General features: G+C 60.8%; 16 protein-coding genes and 1 pseudogene. 4 read left to right on the top strand and 13 right to left on the bottom strand.

Annotated features, from left to right (window positions below; all coding sequences use genetic code 11):
• Positions 1-216: 216 nt before the first annotated feature.
• From P3M64_RS11825 to ccrA, 8 genes and pseudogenes are all read right to left on the bottom strand, one after another.
• Complete coding sequence (locus P3M64_RS11825; protein ID WP_132938516.1) at positions 217-1,101, bottom strand: 3-hydroxybutyryl-CoA dehydrogenase; 885 nt, start codon at positions 1,099-1,101, stop codon at positions 217-219.
• Positions 1,102-1,201: 100 nt separating this feature from the next.
• Complete coding sequence (locus tag P3M64_RS11830; protein WP_132938515.1) at positions 1,202-2,140, bottom strand: electron transfer flavoprotein subunit alpha/FixB family protein; 939 nt, start codon at positions 2,138-2,140, stop codon at positions 1,202-1,204.
• Positions 2,140-2,889 (bottom strand): electron transfer flavoprotein subunit beta/FixA family protein, encoded by a 750-nt coding sequence (locus P3M64_RS11835; protein ID WP_132938514.1) that lies wholly within the window; start codon positions 2,887-2,889, stop codon positions 2,140-2,142. Before P3M64_RS11835 ends, P3M64_RS11830 begins: the two co-directional genes overlap by 1 nt.
• A 173-nt stretch (positions 2,890-3,062) precedes the next feature.
• The gene (locus P3M64_RS11840; protein WP_132938513.1) at positions 3,063-3,626 is read right to left on the bottom strand and encodes a cob(I)yrinic acid a,c-diamide adenosyltransferase; all 564 of its coding nucleotides are present in this window, start codon (positions 3,624-3,626) and stop codon (positions 3,063-3,065) included.
• Between the two features lie 36 nt (positions 3,627-3,662).
• Positions 3,663-5,288 (bottom strand): GGDEF domain-containing protein, encoded by a 1,626-nt coding sequence (locus tag P3M64_RS11845; RefSeq protein ID WP_132938512.1) that lies wholly within the window; start codon positions 5,286-5,288, stop codon positions 3,663-3,665.
• Positions 5,289-5,835: 547 nt separating this feature from the next.
• Positions 5,836-5,970, bottom strand: a pseudogene (locus tag P3M64_RS11850) (YkvA family protein); the annotation flags it as partial.
• A 205-nt stretch (positions 5,971-6,175) separates the two neighbouring features.
• Positions 6,176-7,870 carry an acyl-CoA dehydrogenase family protein gene (locus P3M64_RS11855; protein WP_132938510.1) on the bottom strand — a complete coding sequence of 565 codons (1,695 nt, stop codon included), beginning with the start codon at positions 7,868-7,870 and terminating at the stop codon, positions 6,176-6,178.
• Positions 7,871-7,922: 52 nt separating this feature from the next.
• Complete coding sequence (ccrA, locus tag P3M64_RS11860; protein WP_132938509.1) at positions 7,923-9,206, bottom strand: crotonyl-CoA carboxylase/reductase; 1,284 nt, start codon at positions 9,204-9,206, stop codon at positions 7,923-7,925.
• 182 nt (positions 9,207-9,388) lie between these two features.
• Here ccrA and P3M64_RS11865 point away from each other — a divergent pair, with 182 nt between their 5' ends.
• On the top strand, positions 9,389-11,458 hold the full coding sequence (locus P3M64_RS11865) for a protein meaA (RefSeq protein ID WP_132938508.1): 2,070 nt from the start codon (positions 9,389-9,391) through the stop codon (positions 11,456-11,458).
• Here P3M64_RS11865 and P3M64_RS11870 read toward each other — a convergent pair.
• The 5 genes from P3M64_RS11870 to P3M64_RS11890 all read right to left on the bottom strand — a co-directional run bounded on the left by P3M64_RS11870 (position 11,455) and on the right by P3M64_RS11890 (position 18,631).
• On the bottom strand, positions 11,455-11,901 hold the full coding sequence (locus P3M64_RS11870) for a hypothetical protein (RefSeq protein WP_132938507.1): 447 nt from the start codon (positions 11,899-11,901) through the stop codon (positions 11,455-11,457). The two genes, P3M64_RS11865 and P3M64_RS11870, sit on opposite strands and share 4 nt — an antisense overlap.
• Before the next feature lie 68 nt (positions 11,902-11,969).
• Positions 11,970-13,838, bottom strand: coding sequence for an aminopeptidase P family protein (locus tag P3M64_RS11875; protein ID WP_132938506.1), 1,869 nt, complete (start codon positions 13,836-13,838; stop codon positions 11,970-11,972).
• A gap of 58 nt (positions 13,839-13,896) precedes the next feature.
• A complete protein-coding gene (locus P3M64_RS11880) occupies positions 13,897-14,937 on the bottom strand; it encodes an endonuclease/exonuclease/phosphatase family protein (RefSeq protein ID WP_132938505.1) in 1,041 nt (346 codons plus the stop codon).
• 34 nt (positions 14,938-14,971) lie between these two features.
• The gene (locus P3M64_RS11885) at positions 14,972-17,791 is read right to left on the bottom strand and encodes a PAS domain-containing sensor histidine kinase (RefSeq protein WP_132938504.1); all 2,820 of its coding nucleotides are present in this window, start codon (positions 17,789-17,791) and stop codon (positions 14,972-14,974) included.
• Positions 17,792-18,022: 231 nt separating this feature from the next.
• Complete coding sequence (locus tag P3M64_RS11890; RefSeq protein ID WP_165886260.1) at positions 18,023-18,631, bottom strand: TlpA family protein disulfide reductase; 609 nt, start codon at positions 18,629-18,631, stop codon at positions 18,023-18,025.
• Positions 18,632-18,777: 146 nt separating this feature from the next.
• Here P3M64_RS11890 and argH point away from each other — a divergent pair, with 146 nt between their 5' ends.
• The 3 genes from argH to lysA are packed head-to-tail and all read left to right on the top strand — an operon-like array spanning position 18,778 to position 21,715.
• Positions 18,778-20,172, top strand: a complete 1,395-nt coding sequence (argH, locus tag P3M64_RS11895; RefSeq protein WP_243644738.1) for an argininosuccinate lyase — start codon at positions 18,778-18,780, stop codon at positions 20,170-20,172.
• Between the two features lie 52 nt (positions 20,173-20,224).
• Positions 20,225-20,401 (top strand): lipoprotein, encoded by a 177-nt coding sequence (locus P3M64_RS11900; RefSeq protein WP_165886249.1) that lies wholly within the window; start codon positions 20,225-20,227, stop codon positions 20,399-20,401.
• Between the two features lie 36 nt (positions 20,402-20,437).
• Entirely contained in the window at positions 20,438-21,715 is a 1,278-nt protein-coding gene (gene lysA, locus P3M64_RS11905) for a diaminopimelate decarboxylase (RefSeq protein WP_132938501.1), read from the top strand.
• Position 21,716 lies beyond the last annotated feature (1 nt).

Genomic DNA, 21,716 nt, shown 5'->3' on the forward strand with positions numbered 1-21,716 from the left:
TCCATTGAAGACGAAGGGGGGCGGTGGCTCAAATTACGCTTCGATGAACAGTTGGGGGCGGTGATATGTCGAACGCGTGATGAAAATATTACACCGGGGGGTATTACATTGGCGCGCATTACACCGGCGTGGGGGCGGGAGGTCTTTCTGGCGTTATGGCGTTCGTCGTTCGCCCCGTTCCTCTTTTGAGGCGGGCGTGGCGGACGGTAGTTGAGGTTATCGTGTCGGAACGGGTTGATCGGCGGAATAGTCGTAAAATCCGCGCCCGGTCTTGCGCCCCAGCCAGCCCGCTTCGACATATTTGACCAGCAGAGGGCAGGGCCGGTACTTGGTATCGGCAAGGCCGTCGTGGAGGACGTTCATCACCGAAAGACAGGTATCCAGGCCGATGAAGTCGGCCAGTTCCAAAGGTCCCATGGGATGATGGGTGCCCAGTTTCATGGCGGTGTCGATGGCGAGTACGGAGCCCACGCCCTCGTAAAGCGTGTATACCGCCTCGTTGATCATCGGCAGCAAAATGCGATTGACGATAAAGGCGGGAAAATCCTCGGCGCTGACCGGAATCTTGCCCAACTTGACCGCCAGGGCGCTGATGGTCTTGAAGGTGTTCTCGTCGGTGGCGATGCCGCGGATCATTTCCACCAGTTCCATCGCCGGCACCGGGTTCATGAAATGCATGCCGACGAACTTGCCGGGACGGTCGGTTTTCGCCCCCAGGCGGGTGATCGAGATTGACGAGGTGTTCGAGGCGATGATCGTGTCGGGCTTGATATGGGCGCAAAGCTCCTTGAGAATTTCGCGCTTAATCTGTTCGTCCTCGGTGGCCGCCTCGATGGCGAAATCGCAATCGGCGAAGCCGTCATAGCCGGTGCCGGTGGAGATGCGCTTGAGGGCGGCGTCCTTGTCGACGGCGCTGATTTTTTCCTTGCGCACCTGACGGGTCATGTTGGCGTCGATGGTTTCAAGGGCGGCGGCGACGGCGCTCTCGTTGAGATCCATCATATAAACGTCGAAACCGGCAAGGGCCGAGATATGGGCGATTCCATTGCCCATTTGCCCGGCGCCCACGATCCCAATTTTCTTGATGTCTTCTATCGACATATTCCGTTCCCCTCAATCCGTTCCCCTCGATCCGTTTTTCCGAGTCTGGGGCGCAAGCCCGAGCGCAAGATGTGAAAAAACGCCAACCCAGGGGTCACGGTTATTCGCGATTGAGCGCTGCCGTCAGTTCGGGCAGCGCCGTGAACAAGTCGGCCACCAGACCGTAATCGGCGACCTGAAAAATGGGAGCCTCTTCGTCTTTGTTGATGGCGACGATAACGCGAGAATCCTTCATTCCGGCCAGATGCTGGATCGCGCCGGAGATGCCGACCGCCACGTAGAGGTTGGGCGCGACGACTTTTCCGGTCTGTCCGACCTGGTAATCGTTGGGCACATAGCCCGCATCCACCGCGGCGCGCGAGGCTCCGACGGCGGCCCCCAGGGTGTCGGCGAGATTTTCGATCAGCTTGAAGTTCTCGGCGGAACCCAGGCCGCGACCGCCGGAGACGATAATTTTGGCGTCGGTCAGTTCGGGGCGTTCCGAATGGCTCAGTTGTGCGCCGACGAAGCGTGACGGCGCGTCTTGCGGGACAAAAGCAAGGGTGTCGATCGGGGCCGGCTCGTCCGCCCCGGAGGGTGCGGCGTCGAACGCCGTCGTGCGCACGGTGAGCACCTTGATGCGGTCGCTTGAGGTTACCGTCGCGATTGCGTTTCCGGCATAAATCGGGCGTTTGAAGGTGTCCGGACCGAGGACGGCGATAACATCCGAAATTTGGGCGACATCGAGCAGCGCGGCGGCGCGCGGCAGGGTGTTCTTGCCGGTGGTGGTCGCGCCGGCGAGCACGGCCTCATAGTTTTCGGCGAGAGAGACCAGAAGGGGCGCGACGACCTCGGCCAGGGGATGGGCGAAAGCGGGATCATCGACGACCAAGACCCGCCGTACGCCCGCCGCCGCCGCCGCCTGCCGGGCGGGCTGATCGCAGTTTTCGCCGGCGATCAGGACATCCACCGCACCCAATTGCCCAGCGGCCGTGATGGTATGTAAGGTGGCGGCCTTCAGGTCCCGATTGTCATGTTCGCCAAGAACCAGAACGTTCATCAGATCACCTTTGCTTCGTTCTTTAGTTTATCGACCAGTTCGTCCACGGATGAGACGCGATGACCGGCATGACGCAGGGGCGGTTCTTCAACCGAAACGGTCCTAACGCGGAGGCGTATATCGACCCCCAGATCCTCGGCGGCGACGGTGTCGATGGTTTTCTTTTTCGCCTTCATGATGTTGGGTAGCGATGCGTAACGCGGCGTGTTCAGGCGCAAGTCCGTGGTCACGATGCAGGGCGTTTTCACGGCGATCGTTTCCAGGCCGCCGTCCACTTCGCGGGTCACTTTCGCCTCGCCATCCTCGATTTTGAGGGCGGAGGTGAAGGCGCCTTGCCCCCAACCTAAAAGGCCCGCCAGCATCTGACCGGTCTGGTTGGCGTCGTCGTCAATGGCCTGTTTGCCCACAATCACCAAATCGGGGGTTTCTCGCGCGACCAGAGTTTTTAGAATTTTAGCGGCCCCTAGCGGTTCGATCTCGTCGTCGCATTGAACATGGATGGCCCTGTCCGCGCCCATGGCGAGCGCCGTGCGCAAGGTTTCAAGACAACCCGCGGGGCCGATCGACACCGCGACCAACTCCTGCGCCACGCCGCCTTCCTTCAGGCGAATGCCTTCTTCGACGGCGATTTCGTCGAACGGGTTCATGGACATTTTGACATTGGCGGTCTCGACGCCCGATCCGTCCGCTTTGACGCGAATTTTGACGTTGTAATCGATGACCCGTTTGACCGCGACGAGAACTTTCATGAACACTTAAAACCCGTAATCGAAGTTGCATTCAAGGAAATCGAGGCGTCCCTCATCGGGCGCGCCCCATGCGTAAGGCGTGGATTTTATGGGAGAAGACGGTGGCTGGCAAATCCTTTCGCACATGCACAACGTCAGGCACAACGTCAGGCTGTATCGTGCGCTTTCATTTTTTAACGTTCGGCGCCGGGACGCCATAAAACATCATCCTCGCCGCGTCCGTTGTGGTGGCGCGCGAGCACGAACAGGAGATCCGACAACCGGTTCAGATACATCAGGGCAGGGGCGGAAATTTTCTCCCGGCATGCCAGCGCCGAGGCCGCGCGTTCGGCGCGGCGCACCACCGTTCGGGCGAAATGCAAATGGGCGCCGGCGGCGCTTCCTCCTGCCAAAACGAAGGAATTCAGCGGTTTTAGTTGGGCGTTGTAGGCGTCGATGTCCTGCTCTAGGCGCGTGACCTGAGCGGTGACGATGCGCAGGGCGCCTTCGTCCGCGCGGCCTTCGGCGGGCGTGGAAAGGTCGGCGCCCAGATCAAAAAGATCGTTCTGAATGCGGCTCAATAAGGCGTCGGTTTCCCGGGGGCAGTGCAGTCGCGCCAATCCGATCGCGGCGCCGGCCTCATCGACGCAACCATAGGCGGCAACGCGAAGATCGTGCTTGTCCCGTCGGCTACCGTCGGTCAGCGATGTCTGGCCGTTATCGCCGCCTCGGGTGTAAATTTTTGTCAGTTTAACCATCGTGTACGCCTATGGATGAGTGTCCGTCGCCCCGAATCACGCTTCGGCGACGTGAAACCGGCTGCCCGGCTCCTGTTTGGATTTATACATGGCGATGTCCGCCTTGCGTAGGGGGGTTGAAATGTTGTCGTCGCGTCCCGAAAAAGTGGAAATACCGATACTGATACACACGCCGAGAGAGACGCCGCCGTGTTCGAAGGGCGGGTTTATCGCCCGAATAATATTGCCGGCGACCTTAACGGCGCCCCCGACATCGTGAATGTTTTCCAGGATAAGACAGAATTCGTCTCCGCCCATGCGCGCCAGCAGATCCGTTCCTCGGGCGGTGTCACCGATGCGCTGCGCGATCTCTCGTAAAACCCAGTCCCCGAATTCATGGCCGTGGGTATCGTTAATGTTTTTAAAATCATCGACATCAAAATACAACAGGGCGCCCGGAACGTTGGAGCGATTCGAGCGCGCCATCGCGTGTTCGAGAAAAATTTCGAATTGCCTACGGTTGGCGATGCCGGTTAGGTCATCTTGCATCGCCATACGTTCGAGACGCTTTCGCGTTTCGACCAGTTCCGTGATATCGCGCATGGATCCTTCGACCCCGGTGGGGGTATGAGGGGGGGCGTATATGAAATGGGCGTTTATGGAAGCCCACAATTCGCGGCCGTCCTTACGGCGCATGAGGGCTTCGTAGTTTTTGATGCGTCCTCCTCTCTGTTCAAGTGTTTGGAGGAATTTTTCGCGCCCCAACGGATCGGCGTACAAAGACGCCATGTGTAGGCCGATAGCCTCGTTCAGGGGATAGCCGGTGAGGTCCTCGATGGAGGCCGAAGCCATGATGATGCGACCGCTCAAATCGGTGCGGTAGAACAGATCGCTCATATTGTCGAGGATCGTGCGCACGTTTTTTTCCGAACGGCGCAGGGCCTCCAGGGTGCGGTTGTGGCGCGACATATCGCGAACGACGGAATGGAAGGCGGGTTCGCCCATGAATACCGTTGCTCCCGACGTTACCTCGGCGTCAACGCTTGCGCCGTCCAGGCGCAGGAGGCGGATCTCGGTGGTCGGCAGTTCTTGCTTGCCGTCGTACAACGCACTCAGGCGTTGCTTGGTTTTCTCGATTGAATCGGGGTGTGCAAAATCGAGAAGATTGCGACCGAGGAGATCGACGGACGAATGCCCGCCCATCAGTTTTACGGCGGCGGGATTGACGTAGACGATAATATGTTCGCGGTGAATGACGATGGCGTCGGGCGAGAGCACGATAAGATCGTTAAGTTGACGCTGCTCGTCACGCAATGCGGGCGCACGGCGGAACTTCGCCTTTCCCGAGCGTGTGGGGTTCCAGGAAAACAAGCCGACAAACACGAGGGCGGCGCCCAAAACATAGCCAATGGATTTTCCGATGAAGGCTTTTTGTATAGTGCCGTTAGAGGATAGAAAAGGATTGATCGCGTCCAAGGTTCCGCTATCCGGTCCTCCTCTATTTAGGGTGTCTATCGTGTCAAAAAGACTGGTCAGGGAAAAGAGGCCGAGTCCGACCACCAGAAGATACCAGCCGCGCCGCGCGCCCAGTTTATTTGCGCGTCCGGCGAACAGCACGTAAACGAAAAGACCGAAGATCAGGATGGAGCGGAAAATTTCGATGATGGCGTCGGTTGGAAGCACGCGTATACCTTCAGTTCATCAACGGAAACTCACTAGAGGTGGGCGGTTCTCCGGCGTTCCGGGCGTCTATCGAAAAATCGGTCGGCCACGGTGCGTGGAAGTCTCTTCGACCATCATTGTCCCATCATTGTCCCATCCTCGAATTTAAACAAGACATTCGTGCCGTGGGGGCGATCGCCATCGGGACGGGTCTGGACGCGACGTTTAATGTCGAACCGTCATGAGGAGAGCGATCGCTCCGCCTGCGAGCAGGCTCCATATCGCGATGATAATCGTGGCCGCGGTTATGCTTTTCGGTCGGTGTTTTTCGAAGCGAACGACGGCTTCTTGGCGCAAATCGCTCATAACGACCGGGGGAATTAAGGAGATGACCAGTAAAATGCCAAGCGGCAGCAGTATGGCGTCATCCAGATAGCCTAGTGGATCGGGCCGACGTTTCGCTCCCGCGAACCATCGGGCCGACCGCTATCTATCTTTTTGTTGCAGTTTGATTTCTTCACGCATTTGTGTCCAATTGCATCGGACTCAAATGTTAAACTCAAACCACTAGGATCGGGATGACGTCAGGAATAAAATCAATGGGACTTAGGGCATAACCGGCGACAACCCCGGCTAAGATTTTCGCGCGCCATCGAACCCTCTTATCTCGCGTGGCCAAGTATAGGGCTAAAATATCGCGCTTGAGGGCTTTGGTCCATGCCTTTAGGAGGAGCCACACGATATAATACCCGTAAAAAATCGAGGAAGCCGAACCAAATCGTGGGCGTCCGCCACGAAGGTGAATGTACCGTCAACGTTGAAATGGTTGCTCGAAATCCGTCGGTTGGGCGTATCCGTTTCTCGAAACTGACGCACGAGAATAATTTCACACGGGGCCATCGGTTTTCTCAGTCCCCTGCTTGACGCACAAGGCCTCGCGCGATGACCTGGGCCTGGATTTCCGCCGCCCCCTCGAAGATGTTGAGAATGCGCGCATCGACCAGAATCCGCGAAATGGGGTATTCCAGGGCATAGCCGTTGCCGCCGTGAATTTGCAAGGCGGCGTCGGCGTTCGACCAAGCGACGCGCGCCGCCAGCAACTTGGCCATGCCCGCCTCGATGTCGCAGCGCCGCCCGCCGTCTTTCTCGCGGGCGGAGAAATAGGTCAGTTGCCGGGCGATCATGGTTTCCACCGCCATCCAGCCGATTTTTCCGGCGACGCGGGGGAAGGCAAAAATGGGTTGGGCGAACTGTATCCGATCGTGGGCGTATTTGAGGGCCTCTTCCATGGCGTTCTGGGCGACGCCGACGGCGCGCGCCGCGGTTTGGATGCGCGCCGCTTCGAAGGTCGCCATTAGGTGCTTGAACCCCTGTCCCTCGGCGCCGCCGAGCAGACTGGCCGCCGGGGTTTCAAGGCCGTCGAAGGCGATTTCGTATTCTTTCATGCCGCGATAGCCGAGCACCCCGATTTCGCCGCCGTCGATGTGTGCATCGGGAAACGGGGACTTGTCGTCGCCCCGGGTCTTGTCCACCAGGAACATGGAAAGACCCCGATATCCCTTGTCTTCGGGGTCGGTGCGCGCCAGCAGGGTCATCATGTCCGAGCGCGCGCCGTGGGTAATCCAGGTCTTGTTGCCGGTGATGCGGTAGGCGTCGCCGTCCCGGGTGGCGCGGGTCTGCAAGGAGGCGAGGTCCGATCCGGTGTTCGGTTCGGTAAACACGGCGGTGGGCAGGATTTCACCGCTGGCCAGGCGGGGCAGGTAGTGGGCGCGCTGTTCGTCGGTGCCGCCCAGGCCGATCAGTTCGGCGGCGATTTCCGAACGGGTGCCCAGGGATCCGACGCCAATGTAGCCGCGCGACAGTTCCTCGGTGACCACGCACATCGCGGTCTTGCCCATTTCCAGGCCGCCGAAGGCCTCGGGGATGGTCAACCCGAAGACGCCCAGTTCGGCCATTTGTTCGATCACGGCGATCGGAATCAGGGTGTCGGCGAGGTGCCAGTCGTGGCAGAACGGCGCGACCTGATCCTCGACGAAGCGGCGGAATTGTTCGCGCACCAGATCCAGGGTTTCATCGCCCAGGCCAAGATCGCCGAAGCGCCCGCCGTCGAGATCGAGCAGGACGGCGATACGCACCCGCAGGGCGGGGGCGTTGCCCATACGCATCAGGCGATGGGCCTGAATATTGAGAATTTCCTCCACCGTGTCGTCTTCGATCCCCATGTCGCCGGGCCGTACGATTTCCACCTGACTCATGGCGATTCCGGTGGTCATCTGGCTCAGGTATTCGCCGAAGCCGACCTGGAGGATCAGGCGCTCCAACTCGCCCAGGCGGCCCGCATCGTCGAGGCGCTCGGCCCAACCCAAAAGCTGAGCCAAACCCTCGCCATAGGTCGCCAGCCACGCCAGACCGTGGGCGGCGACCTGCTCGCGCTCAAGCAAGGCGGGATCGATCGTTCCGCCCGGCGCGATCAGGTCGGCGACGCCCTGGCGGGCGGCCTCGACCAGTTTTTCGGCCACGCTCAACGCCGCGCGGCAGTCTTCCAGCAGCGCCGGAAAGAGCGCACCGGTATCGGTATCGGGGGTGGGATTTGGGGCGTTCATGGCCGGGGGCTCCGTTCGAGGGGGCTTGCGATCCGTGGTCCTGCGCGCCGTCTCATTCTTCGATGCAGTCTTCAAGGGTGCGCCGTCCCGGTTTGAGGGCCTGGATCAGGACCGCCATGTTGCCCGGTTTGTGTTTGTTGTTCATCATCTTGACGTGCGCCATGGGAATGTCGTCCCACGAAAACACTTCCGACATGCACGGGTCGATGCGTCGTTCGATCATCAACTGATTGGCTTGGGAGGCTTGCTTTAAGTGGGCGAAATGGCTGCCCTGGATGCGTTTTTGGCGCATCCACACGAAGCGGGCGTCGAAGGTCAGGTTATAGCCCGTGGTGCCGGCGCAAAAAACCACCATGCCGCCGCGTTTGACGACGAAACACGACACCGCGAAGGTCTGCTCGCCGGGATGTTCGAAAACGAAATCGACATCGCGCCCCTTGCCGGTAATTTCCCAGATCGCCTTGCCGAAGGCGCGCACCCTTTTCATGTAATCGCCATAGGCCGCGCCGTCATCGACATCGGGCAGTTGTCCCCAACAGTCGAAGTCGCGCCGGTTGACGACCCCCTTGGCGCCCAGGCCGAGGACGAATTCGCGCTTGTCCTCGTTGGAAATGACGCCGATGGCGTTGGCCCCGGCGGTGGCGATCAGTTGCACCGCCATCGAACCCAGACCGCCCGACGCCCCCCACACCAACACGTTGTGGCCGGGGCGCAAAATATGCGGGCGGTGGCCGAACAGCATGCGGTACGCGGTGGCCAGGGTCAGGGTATAGCACGCGCTTTCTTCCCAGGTCAGGTGGCGCGGGCGGGCCATGACCTGTTGCGCCTGGACGCGGGTGAATTGGGCGAACGAGCCGTCGGGAGTCTCGTAACCCCAGATCCGCTGCGAGGGCGAAAACATGGGGTCGCCGCCGTTGCATTCCTCGTCGTCGCCGTCATCTTGGTTGCAATGGACGACGACCTCGTCGCCGACCTTCCAGCGCGTGACTTTCGAGCCCACCGCCCAGACGATGCCGGCGGCGTCGGACCCTGCGATGTGAAACGGCGCCTTGTGGACGTCGAACACGGAAATCGGCTTGCCCAGCGCCGCCCACACCCCGTTGTAATTGACCCCGGCGGCCATCACCATGACCAGCACCTCGCCGGAATCGATGCTGGGAACATCGACGACCTCGACCTGCATCGCGGTGTCCGGCGCGCCGTGGCGTTCGCGACGGATGACCCAGGCGTACATCTGCTTGGGGACATGACCCAAGGGCGCGATCTCGCCGACCTCATAAAGGTCCTTTTTCGCCGCGCCGGGCGCGGGGGAGGGGGCTTCTGTGGCCTCGGTCATTGTGTTTTCCCGATAATGTCATACACGCAGTGTGGGTAAAATTATGTCGCAAGCACTCTTTTTTCGCAATGCACAAATTGCTACAATTAGCGGACTTGGGGTGCGATTTGAATATTTTCACGCGTTAAAACATACAATTAATGCCCCTTTTGCGGGGCAGTGAAAAACGGGGACGAAAAACCATGGACGAGACATTCGCAAACGCAGCAAAATCGCGCGATCGGCCATGGGTGTTTCGCACCTATTCGGGGCACAGTTCGGCGGCGCAATCGAACGCGCTGTTTCGCACCAATCTGGATCGTGGCCAGACCGGATTGTCGATCGCCTTCGATCTGCCGACCCAGACCGGATATGACTCCGATCACCCGTTGGCCCAGGGCGAGGTCGGCAAGGTCGGCGTGCCGGTGCGCCATCTCGGCGATATGGAAACCTTGTTCGAAGGCATCCCGCTGGAACGGATGAACACGTCGATGACCATCAACGCCCCGGCGGCGTGGTTGCTGGCGCTGTATATCGCCACCGCCGAGCGCCGCGGCGTCGCCCGCAAAGACCTGTCGGGCACGGTGCAGAACGATATCATCAAAGAATATCTGTCGCGGGGCACCTATATTTTCCCACCGGGGCCAAGCCTGGGCCTGATCGCCGATATGGTCGAATTTTGCGTGGGCGAGCTCCCCAAATGGAACCCGCTCAACGTCTGCTCCTACCATCTGCAGGAAGCCGGCGCGACGCCGGTCCAGGAATTGGCGTTCGCCTTGGCGACGGCGATCGCGGTGCTCGACGCGGTGCGTGATCGGGGGGACGTCGCCGCCGAGGATTTCCCCAAGGTGGTGGGGCGGATTAGCTTTTTCGTTAACGCCGGCATTCGTTTTGTCGGCGAAGTGTGCAAGATGCGGGCGTTCGGCGAGCTGTGGGACGCCATCACCCGCGAGCGTTATGGCGTCGAAGACCCGAAGATGCGGCGTTTTCGCTATGGCGTTCAGGTCAATTCTCTAGGCCTGACCGAACAACAGCCGGAAAATAACGTTCATCGTATCGCCTTGGAGATGTTGGGGGTCGTGCTGTCCAAGGACGCCCGCGCGCGCGCGGTGCAGCTCCCGGCATGGAACGAGGCCTTGGGACTGCCCAGGCCCTGGGATCAGCAGTGGTCTTTGCGCTTGCAGCAGATCGTGGCCTATGAGACCGATTTGTTGGAGTACGGCGACATTTTCGCCGGATCGACGGTGATCGAGGCCAAGGTGGCCGAACTCAAAAGCGGTGCGCAGGCCGAATTGGAGCGCATCTTGGAGATGGGCGGCGCGGTGGCGGCGATCGAAAATAGCTACATGAAGCAACGTTTGGTCGAAGCCAACGCACGGCGTTTGGCGGCGATCGAAAGCGGCGCGCAGGTCGTGGTTGGGGTCAACCGCTTCCGCGAGGGAGAACCGTCGCCCCTGGTGGGCGGCGAAACGGCGTTTCTCAGTGTCGATCCCGATGTCGAGGCGCAGGAAATCGCCGCCCTGGCGGCTTGGCGCGACGGGCGCGATGATGATGCGGTGCGCGGCGCCTTGGCGGCGCTGTCCGCGGCGCTGAAAAAGGGCGAAAACATCATGGAGCCTTCGATCGCGTGCGCCCACGCCGGGGTGACGACGGGCGAATGGTCGGCCGCCTTGCGCGCCGTTTTCGGCGAATACCGGGCGTCCACGGGGATTGGCGCCGCCGCGCCGGGGGGGATTGGCGCCGCCGCGCCGGGGGAGATCGCCGCCGCCGCGCCGGGGGAAACGCCGGGCGCCGCCTGGGAAGAGGTCCGCGCCCGGATCCAAGACCTGGAGCGCCGCTATGGGGTGCGGCCCAAATTGTTGATTGGAAAGCCTGGTCTGGACGGCCATTCCAACGGGGCGGAGCAAATCGCCATGCGCGCGCGCGACGCCGGCTTCGAAGTGATCTACGAGGGCATTCGCCTGACCGCCGACGACATCGCCCATACCGCCCTGCAAGAAGGGGTCCACGTGATCGGGCTGTCGATCCTTTCAGGGTCTCACGGCGCGTTGGTGGGTTCGGTTTTGGGCCGTCTGCGGGAACTTGGGCTTGGTGATGTGGCGGTCGTCGTCGGGGGAATTATCCCCGAGGACGATGCCCGCGCGCTGATGGATCAGGGCGTCGCCGGGGTTTATACGCCGAAAAACTTCGACCTGACGGCGATCGTCGGCGACCTCGTCGTTCTTGCGCAAGAGCACTTGGCGCGCGGCGAGAAATCCCGATCGCGGCGCTAAGCGCTAGGATTCTTGGGTTCGCCGCCGGGGGAAAACACCGCGATGGGGTGGGTTTCTTGGGGCCATTCGTCGCGGGTGGGGACCAGAGGGTGCAGGGTTTCTTCTAGGTAGCGCACGACGCCGCTGCGAAATTCCTTGAGCACGAACGACCATGTGACGAAAAGACCGCCGTTAACTTCGAACGACAAAATATCTTTGTCGTTTCCCACCATATGCAAGGTCCCGGCGAGGTCGTCGGACTGCCCGACGTAGACCCATGCGGGCTGTACGCCGGCGTGCCAGATGACAAAGACGCCGCCCTTTCCGTTGAGGCCGGCCTCCTCGGGATCTAGGGGAAGGAAACGGTGAAAGCGCCCCCGGGAATCACGCGCCCAAACCGGATCGACGGGTGGGCCTATGGGGGCGTTGGAACCTTTTTGCTGCGAACGACCGAACAACGACATGCTCCTGATTACCTCATACCCTTTAACTTACTCTACAAAAAGGAGAAAAAGAAGCATTTCCGGACACCTCATGGACGTTGGCGCCGGCGCGCGTCGTCGGTGGCGCCCAAAACGGCGCAGGCGCGAGCGAGCCAAGCGCGGCAATCCGCGTCCAGTCGTGGGGCGAGGGTGTCGTAAACGCGGTGGTGATAGGCGTCGATCCACGCAACCTCATCGCCGTTTAAAAGGGTGAGGTCGATCAGATCGCGATCGATGGGGGCCAGGGTCAGGGTGTCGAAACAGAGCATTTGCAGCCCGTCATGGTCGCCGGGGCCGCCGGGGTGATCGAACCCGGAATGTCGGGCGACCGCAACCAGATTTTCGATACGGATGCCATAGGCGTCGGGGGCGTAATAGCCCGGTTCGTTGGACAGGACCATGCCCGGTTCCAAGGCCACCGTGCCGGGGGATTTAGAGATTCGCTGCGGCCCTTCGTGAACACCCAGGAAACAACCGACGCCGTGCCCGGTGCCATGATCGTAATCGAGGCCCGCTTCCCACAACGGACGGCGCGCGAAGGCGTCGAGTTGGGCTCCCGTCGTGCCCTTGGGGAAGACGGCGCGGGCCAGGGCGATGTGCCCTTTTAAAACCAGCGTGAAATGCGTACGCATCGCGGCGTTGGGCGCGCCGATGGCCAGTGTTCGGGTGACGTCGGTGGTGCCGTCCAGATACTGCCCGCCGGAATCGACCAGATACAGGCTGCCCGTCTCCAGGGCGCGGTTGCTGCGGGGGTCGGCGGTATAATGGACGATCGCGCCATTGGGGCCGGCGCCGGATATGGTGGGGAAACTGAGCCCTTCGAACGCGTCGTTTTCGCGGCGAAAGCCTTCCAGCGTGTCGGCGGCGGAAATTTCGTCGATCCCGCCCGCGGCGGCGGCGGTCTTGATCCACGCCAGGAAACGCGTGAGCGCCGCGCCGTCGCGCACGTGGGCGGCGCGCATGCCGGCCAACTCGACGTCGTTTTTAATCGCCTTGGGCAATTGACAGGGATCGTCGCCGGGGTCCGGGCGCGCCCCGGCGGCGCGCAGGGTCTCTACGATCCAGGCGTTGACGCCGTGCGGCGTACGCACGGTTTTCGCGCCCTCTCCCAGCGCGCCCAGGGCGGCGGCGAAATCTTCGGGCGCAAGAACCCGAACGGCGTCACCCAGGTGAGCGATCAAGGCGTCGGAGGTTTTGCGCCGGTCGATGAACAGATCGACCTTGCCGTCGTCGTAAAGAATGGCGAAAGCCAGGGTGACAGGCATGTAAGGAAGATCGCCGCCGCGCACGTTCAGCAGCCAGGCGATGCTATCGGACGCGCCGAGGACGACGGCGTCCTGCTTTGCCGCGCGCAGGGTTTGGGCGATCCGCGCGCGTTTGTCGGCGCTTTCGCGTCCGGCGTAGCGCACCGGATAAGGCCGCATCGGCGTCATCGGCGGTGACGGCCGGTCGCGCCATACGGCGTCGATGGGGTTGCCGTCTTGGGGGGCGAGGCGCGCCCCGGCTTTCCGGCAGGCTTTGTCGAGGGCCGCGACCTGGGCCGTCGTATGCAGGCGCGGATCGTATCCCAATACGTCGCCGGGGCGAAGATTTCCGGCGATCCAATCCATGGGTGGGGACCGGGTCAGATGGTGGATTTGAAAAAGTGCGCTATCGACCTGATCGCCGACCTGAAGCGTGTAGCGCCCATCGACGAAGATCGCGGCGGCGGCGGTGGTGACGACGGCGCTGCCCGCCGATCCGGTAAAGCCGCTGAGCCGCGCCAGGCGTTCCGCCGAGGGGGGCAGGTATTCGCCTTGGTGTTCGTCGCTGTGCGGGATGATGAAGGCGTCGAGGGCGCGCCGCGCCAATTCCGCGCGCAGGGCCGTTAGGGCGCCGCCGGTATCGTGGGCCGCAGGGGGGGGCGTGGTTTCGTTCATGTTCGTGTCCATGAACTTGAAGCTAAGACCGGAAAACGCCGTGTGCAAGCGGGAGAGATTAAAAAACCTTTTGCGGCGGAACGAATTCGGCGACGACGGGCGCATGAAAAGACTGCGGCGTGTCCGGGACCACGGCGGGGGTGGCGAACTCGTCGTTTAGGTCTTCGTTGTGAATTTCTATTCTGGAAAACCACGCCATCAAGGCCTGCGAGGCGAGCATGTGATCGACCATCTGTTTACGCCCGCCGTGAATGACGGAAAAGCGCTGTGACTGGGCGAGGGCGTTCTCAAGAGGGACCAGGATGCGCGAACGCAACGCGCCGTTGGCGCAATCCTCGTCATCGCCGCGGATCATGCGCAGTGGAATTTCATGGGCGTCGGCGTTGAAATCTCCGGTGACGAGAATTAGGGCCTGGGAGTCTTCGTCGAACAGGGTTTCCAGAAACAGGCGAACTTCCAAGGCCTGCCCCGCGCGTTTCACCGCCGCCAGAAAGAACCCTTCGGACCATCCGCCCAAGGTGTTCCAGGTTTGGGCGTTGTCCTTGCAGCCGGGAACGAACGCGGCGCGCGGCGCGCGTAGGTGAACGTTGATAATGTGCAGGCGCGCCCCGGTGGGGGTCGTGATGACGCCGTGCTGGAAAGGACGATCCCAGCGCACCGGTTGAGGGTCCTCGGGGGCGGGGGGATCGGCGCAGGAAAGGCGGTACAAGGGCGGGTCGATATAGTGGTGATGAATTTGCGCGCTGTGGGCGAAGGCGGTGCGGCTGAGGATCACCAAATTATGCCTGTCCATGGCGGCGCTGGCCGAGGGATTGAAGGTGTGGACGCGATGATATTCGCCATAGGGGGTGCCTTTGACAAGCGCGTCAAGGGCCGCCAGGGTGCGTTCGGGAGGCGGGGTTCCTTCTTGTTTCGCCGTAACGTCTTGGCCGGTGGAGGGACGGTGTTGCGCGTTGACCTCTTGAAGGCACAGAACGTCGGCGTGGAGGCGAAGCAACTGGGGACGCAATTGTGCGATGCGCCGCTCAAGGGCGCTCTCGTCGGCGGCGTCCAGGTTTTCCAGATTGAAGGTGGCGATGCGAAATTCCGTGACGTCCATGTCCGCCAGTGTAGCAAAGGAAGGGCATCCGGCCCTAAACTTTTTGCGGGTCGATCACCCGTTCGGTAGGGAGCATTATGGTGACGTTCGTGCCTTGGCCGGGGGTGCTGTCGAGCAAAAAGCGACCGCCGTGCATTTCCACGAAGTTCTTGGCGAGGGGGAGACCCAGTCCCGTCCCCTCGTACTTGCGCGATAACGTGCTGTCCACCTGGCCGAAGGGCGTTATTGAAAGATTAATTTCGTCGGACGACATGCCGATGCCGGTATCGGCGATGGAGATGACGAACGCCCCCGTGCGGTCGATGGCGGCGGTTAGGGTGACGCGTCCGCCTTCGGCGGTGAACTTGACGGCATTCGACAGCAGGTTAAGTAAGATTTGCCTGAACCGTCGGGCATCGACGCGGATCGGGGGCAGGCCGTCTTCGATATGCACGACGAGTGCGATCTTGGCGGCGTCGGCGTCTGGACGTACCAACCCCACTGCGGCGTCGATGGCGTCGAGGGGCGCGATAATGTCGTCGTTCAGTTCGAGTTTCCCGACCTCGATGCGCGAAACGTCCAAGATATCGTTGATCAAACCCAAAAGATGGGCTCCCGAGTCGTGGATGCTTTGGATGTAGTCCTGGTAACGGGCGTCGATTTTGCCGAAAAGACCGGTGCACATGATGTCGGAAAAGCCGATGATCGCATTCAACGGGGTGCGCAGCTCATGCGACATGTTGGCGAGAAATTCGCTTTTTACCCGATTGGCGACCTCGGCGGTTTCCTTGGCCTTTTTAAGGGATTTTTGAAAGGCGACGCGCTCGGTGACATCGCTGAGCGAGCCCGCGATGCGGTACGCCCTGCCGGTCTCGTCGCGTAGCGCCTTACCGCGTTGGCGAACCCAGCGCATGCCCATGTTTTTGCTGTTGAGGCGATATTCGATGGAGAAAATTTCACTTTTCCCCTTGAGGTGTTGCAAAAGGCTTCGGCGGAAGCGCTCGCGGTCGGCGGGATGGATCGTTTTCATCCAACTGCGCGATTTGATCCGATTGGACTTGTACGACAGCATATTCCTGAGAACATCGGAGGTGTAAACGCAATCTTCGGGGAGATTCCAGTCCCAAATACCCTCGGCGGCGCCGTCGATCGCCAGAGCGTAGCGTTCCTCGCTGTCGCGCAGCGCCTTTTCGGCCTGCTTGCGGGCCCTAAGGTCGCGCACCACGCCGATCAAAAGGGTGGAGTCGTTGCGCGACAATTCGCTGAGAGTCAGTTCGAGGGGAAATCGCGTTCCGTCCTTGCGAATGCCGATGAGTTCCCGGTTTTTTCCCATGATCTTGGTTTTATCCAAGGTGAGGGTTTGGCCTTTTTTCCCGCGCCTTCGCTTCGAGGCGTCTTTGGGCGGGGCGTCGGCCATCAACTGCGCCGCGGGACAACCGACGATTTCGTATTCCCCGTATCCGAAAATTTTCTCCGCGGCGGCGTTCAGCGATAAAATGACCCCATCGGCGTCGATCGAAATGATGCCGGCGATGACGGCGTTCATGATTCCGCGCAATCGCGCCTCGCGGTCGAGCAGGGTTCGGGCGGTGTGGTTATGCACGGTGATGTCACGGGCCATGATCATCACCTCGCCGTCGGGTCGTTCGCAATGGCGCCGTTCGCCGTCGGGATAGGGTCTCAAAGAAATCTCGACGTCGAAAAACGACCCGTCCGCGCGGATCATCTTAATCGGCACGCCGTCTCTGGCGGTGGAGAGCGTCTCGAATTCGTTATCGGTGACGATTTGGTAATCGGGGTGGACGATGTGATTGAGCGGTTTGCCCACGACATCCCCGGCGTCCCCGACGGCGAGCATACGCACGCCCGCAGGATTGAGCCAAGTGATATTCCCGCCGCGCACGGTACAGATCATGTCGGGAATCAGGTTTACCAGCTGGCGGTAACGGGCGCCGCTTTCGCGGCCTTTTTGCATGTGTTTGCGTCGCTCGGTAATGTCGGTATGCATGCTGATGACATTGCCGTCGGCGCTCACCAGTTCGCTGATTCGCCACCACCTTCCGTCGCGAAAAATTTCCTGTGGGCCGCTTGGGGGGCGTAGGCGTTCGTCGAGTTTACGCGCGACCCAGCGCTCCGGACTTTCGGACGCCGCGCCGATATGCAGCCGGCGCGCGGCGGCGTGGAGAATGTCGCCGAGTGCGGCGCCGGGTCTGATCAGGTCGCGCACGGCGGGGTAGAGCGCCGCATATTGCGGGCTGGCCGCGATGATCCGTCCATGCGGGTCGTAGACGACGAATGCGTCGGGGTCGGCGGCGGGCGAGGAGAGGGGCGCTTCTACGCCCCCCTGATCGCGAGGGGATGGCGCAATCTGAGGGGGGGTCGGCGCGGGTTGCTCGTCGCATGAGCGCTTTTCATCATAGTAGTGACGCCGAAAAGCAAGAAGGGGCGTGATGTTGCAGGCCGTCCCGCTATAGCCGAGGAAAATGCCGCCGTCGGCGAATCTGGGCGCGCCGCTCAGGGCGATGTGGACAATGTTGCCGTGCGGGTCGAGCAGTGAACAAGCGACATTCTCAAAGGGCTTCAGGTTCTCCAGGAGATTAAATGTCCGTCCCTCACCCAAACCGGCTTTGTCGTCGGCTAGGGTCAATGCGGGCAGGGTGCGCCCGAGGACGGTGCTTTCAAGAAGGGTGCAGGTCTGGGAGAAGCGCTCGGAGATGAAGGTGATTTCAAGGCGATCGTCCGTTTCCCAAGTCCAGTCGCACAGTAGGGAGGACATATGCGGGAAGTGGTGATCGGCGAGATATGCCTCCAGCCTGCCGGCTTGACCCGCGTCGAGAGAAAATCGGTGGTCGCGAACTTTAGTTTCGTTGGCCATCGTCTATCCGTCGGTTGGGCGCGATTTCTTTCGAAGAGAGGAAATTGTCGTTCGTCGTGAGGGAGCCGGTATTTCCCGTGCGATTAATTCCCATCGTCATTGATATCAATTTATACGCGAAAAAACAACTCTCTCCAAGGCATTCTACCATACAATCTTATGATTGTTGTTCGTTTTCACGATAATCGCATGACGTAGCAAGGCGCGCGCGCCGGTAGGGGCATCTATTCATTACCGCCGCGCCGAGGTAAGATCGGGCGGGGTGTCCAGAAATTTTAGAATCGTCTTGATATTTTCCGGACTATCCCACTCGGCGATGCCGACGATGCGCCCGATTTCACGGCCCTGGGCATCGACGATGATGGTCGTGGGCAGGCCTTGTATATCCAACTTGCGCGCGACGGCGCCCCTGACGTCCTGAAACACTTTAAGGTTGGTAAAACCTCTTTTGTCGATAAAGCGGGATATCTTTGAAAAGGGGGCGCGATCGACCGACAGGGCGAGGACGGGGATGCCCTTGTCACGTAGGATGGCGCTTAGGTTGTTCAGGGTTGGCATCTCACGCTGGCAGGGAATGCACCACGTCGCCCAGATGTTGAGCAGGAATCCTTTGCCCTGAAACTCTTTGAAGGTATGTTCCCTGGCGTCGGCGTCGAAAAAGGCGATATCGGGCAAGGCGTCGCGCGGGGATTTCAGGTCGATCTTTCGGGAAATTTCAGAATTCGCGGTGGCGGCGTCATCTCCCCTTGCAAGCGGCGAGGATATGGCCACAATTGCGAACGCGAGAACGACCGCCCAGGAGGGAAAGCGTTCGGGAAAATGACGATGTGGACGTTTCATGTAAATTCCACCGACACGGCGCCGACACATGGTCATTGGCGTGCACGGCGCCGGCGCGTGGTCATGCATATTGAAAACACGAGAGCCGAAATCATAAGATGACAGATCATAACGATAAAAACCGCGATGACGAAAGTAAAATTCCGATGACGGAGGGGGCGACCAGTTCAATTTGGGGCGGGCGCTTCGCCGCCGGGCCTTCGGCCCTGATGGAGGCGATCAACGCCTCGATTGGTTTCGATCAGCGCCTCTACGCCCAGGATGTCGCGGGCTCCAAGGCGCACTGCGTCATGCTGAAAAACCAAGGCATCATCCCCGAAGACGACGCCCTCAAGATTCTCGACGGCTTGGATCGCGTGTTGGATGAAATCGAGGCGGGAGAGTTCGCTTTTTCTCCGGCCCTTGAAGACATCCACATGAATGTCGAAAATCGGCTGCGCGAGCTGATCGGCGACGGCGCCGGGCGGCTGCATACCGCCCGTTCGCGCAATGACCAGGTGGCGACCGATCTGCGCTTGTGGGTGCGCGATACCCTGGACGGCTTGGACGGCGCGCTAAAAGGCATGCAACGCGACCTGATCGACCGCGCCCGGGAACACCATGACGACGTGATGCCGGGGTTCACCCATTTGCAGGCCGCCCAGCCGGTGACCCTGGGGCACTATCTGCTGGCTTATTGCGAAATGCTGGGCCGCGATCGCGGGCGGATCGCCGATTGTCGGGCGCGGATGAACGAAAGCCCGTTGGGGGCGGCGGCGCTGGCGGGCACCTCGTTTCCCATCGATCGTTTGGATACCGCACGCAGGCTGGGCTTCGACCGCCCGACGGCCAACTCCCTGGACAGCGTGTCGGATCGCGATTTCGCCCTGGAATTTTTGAGCTTGGCGGCGATCATCGCCGTACATCTGTCGCGCATGGCCGAGGAATTCGTGCTGTGGTGTTCGGCGCAATTCAACTTCATGCGAGTATCGGACGAGTATTCGACCGGCAGTTCGATCATGCCGCAAAAGCGCAACCCCGACGCCGCCGAGTTGGTGCGCGGCAAGGCGGGCCGGGTGATCGGCGATCTGACGTCTTTGCTGGTCGCCCTGAAGGGGCTGCCGTTGAGTTACGGCAAGGACATGCAGGAGGACAAGGAGCCGGTCTTCGACGCCGCCGATACTTTGGAGCTATGTATCAGTGCAATGTCGGCGATGGTGCGCACGGCCATCTTCAATACGGAACGTATGAAGAAAGACGCCGGCAAGGGCTTTACCACCGCGACCGATCTGGCCGATTGGCTGGTGCGCGTGCTGGCGATGCCGTTTCGCGACGCTCATCATGTCACGGGGGCCCTGGTTAAAATGGCGGAGGACAAGGGGGTCGGCCTGGAAGACCTTTCCCTGGGCGAGATGCAGAGCGTCGCGCCGGGGATTACGGAAGAAATCTACAATGTCCTGGGCGTTGAAAATTCGGTCAAGAGCCGTACCAGTCACGGCGGAACCGCGCCGGAAAACGTCCGCCGCGCGGTCGATGAGGCGCGGCGCAGGTTTTTGGATTGAATGCCGCGGGCGCGGGGGTGCGATCCGCGAAACTGATCGAGGAGAGCGTGATATGACGCGAACCGATGGAAGATATAAGATCCAAGGCCGTCGCTTTTGGGCGGCGAAGGGCATCGTGATCGTCTGTGCGCTTATGGTGATGACGGCGTTGGCGGCTTGTGGTCGCAAGGGATCGCCGCAACCGCCCAGTGGCGCCACCTATCCCCAAGAATATCCCTATAATCAGTAATTCCTTGTCTCTTAAAGAATTAGCGAAAGATTCCCGATGGACCACTTTGCCTACAAGAATGGCTGCCTGTACGCCGAAGACGTCGCCCTTAGCGATATTGCGCGGCAGGTCGGCACGCCTTGCTACGTCTATAGCGAGGCCACCATCCAACGACACTATCGGGTCTTCGACGACGCCCTCGATGGGCTGGAACGCACGGTGTGTTTCGCCCTGAAGGCCAACTCCAACCTCTCTGTGGTGCGGACCCTGGCGGATATGGGCGCCGGGGCGGATGTGGTCTCGGGGGGGGAACTGCGTCGCGCGCTGATGGCTGGAATTCCTGCCGAAAAGATTATTTTCTCTGGAGTTGGAAAAACTGACGAAGAGCTTTCCTCTGCCCTGGATGCGGGGATTTTGCAAATCAACGTCGAATCCGAACGGGAACTGGAACTCCTGGACGCGATCGCCGTCGAAAAGGGCGTCAAGGCGCGCATCGGTATTCGCATCAATCCCGATATCGACGCCAAGACCCACGAAAAAATCTCGACCGGGAAAAAAGAAAATAAATTTGGGATCGAGTGGACCCGCGCGCATGAAATTTACGCCCGCGCCCGTGATATGAAAGGGATCGAGGCCCGCGCCATGGCGATCCATATCGGATCGCAGCTCACCGATTTGGCGCCGTTTCGCGACGCCTTCGTGCGCACCCGCGACCTGATCGCGATGTTGCGCGCCGATGGGCACGAGATCACACACTTGGATTTGGGCGGGGGGCTGGGCGTTCCCTACGAACCGCGTCACGCGGACGGTGCGCCCATTCCCTCGCCCCAAGCGTATGGCGAGGTGGTGCGCGCGTGCGTCGGCGATCTCGGCTGTCATCTGATCTTCGAGCCGGGCCGGGTGCTGGTCGCCAACGCGGGCGTTTTCCTCACGCGCATCGTACGCACCAAGGAGGGGACGACGCGCAATTTCGCCATCGTCGATGGGGCGATGAACGATTTGATCCGCCCAACCCTATATAACGCCTACCACGAGATCGTGCCGGTTCGCGAACCCGGCGGCGACGCGAAAATGGCGCGCTACGACGTCGTCGGACCGATCTGCGAAAGTGGCGATCTGTTCGGCAAGGACCGCCTTCTGCCGCCGCCGGACGATGGCGATCTGTTGGCGATCCGCACCGCCGGGGCCTACGGCGCGGTGCAGGGTTCGATGTATAACACCCGCGCTCTCGCGCCCGAGGTCTTGGTCCGCGGCGATCAATTCGCCCTCATTCGTCGCCGCCTCACCGTCGATGACATTCTCGCCTTGGAGACGCCCGCGCCCTGGCTGGCGTAAA

This window comes from Varunaivibrio sulfuroxidans (assembly GCF_029318635.1).
GTDB lineage: Bacteria > Pseudomonadota > Alphaproteobacteria > Rhodospirillales > Magnetovibrionaceae > Varunaivibrio > Varunaivibrio sulfuroxidans.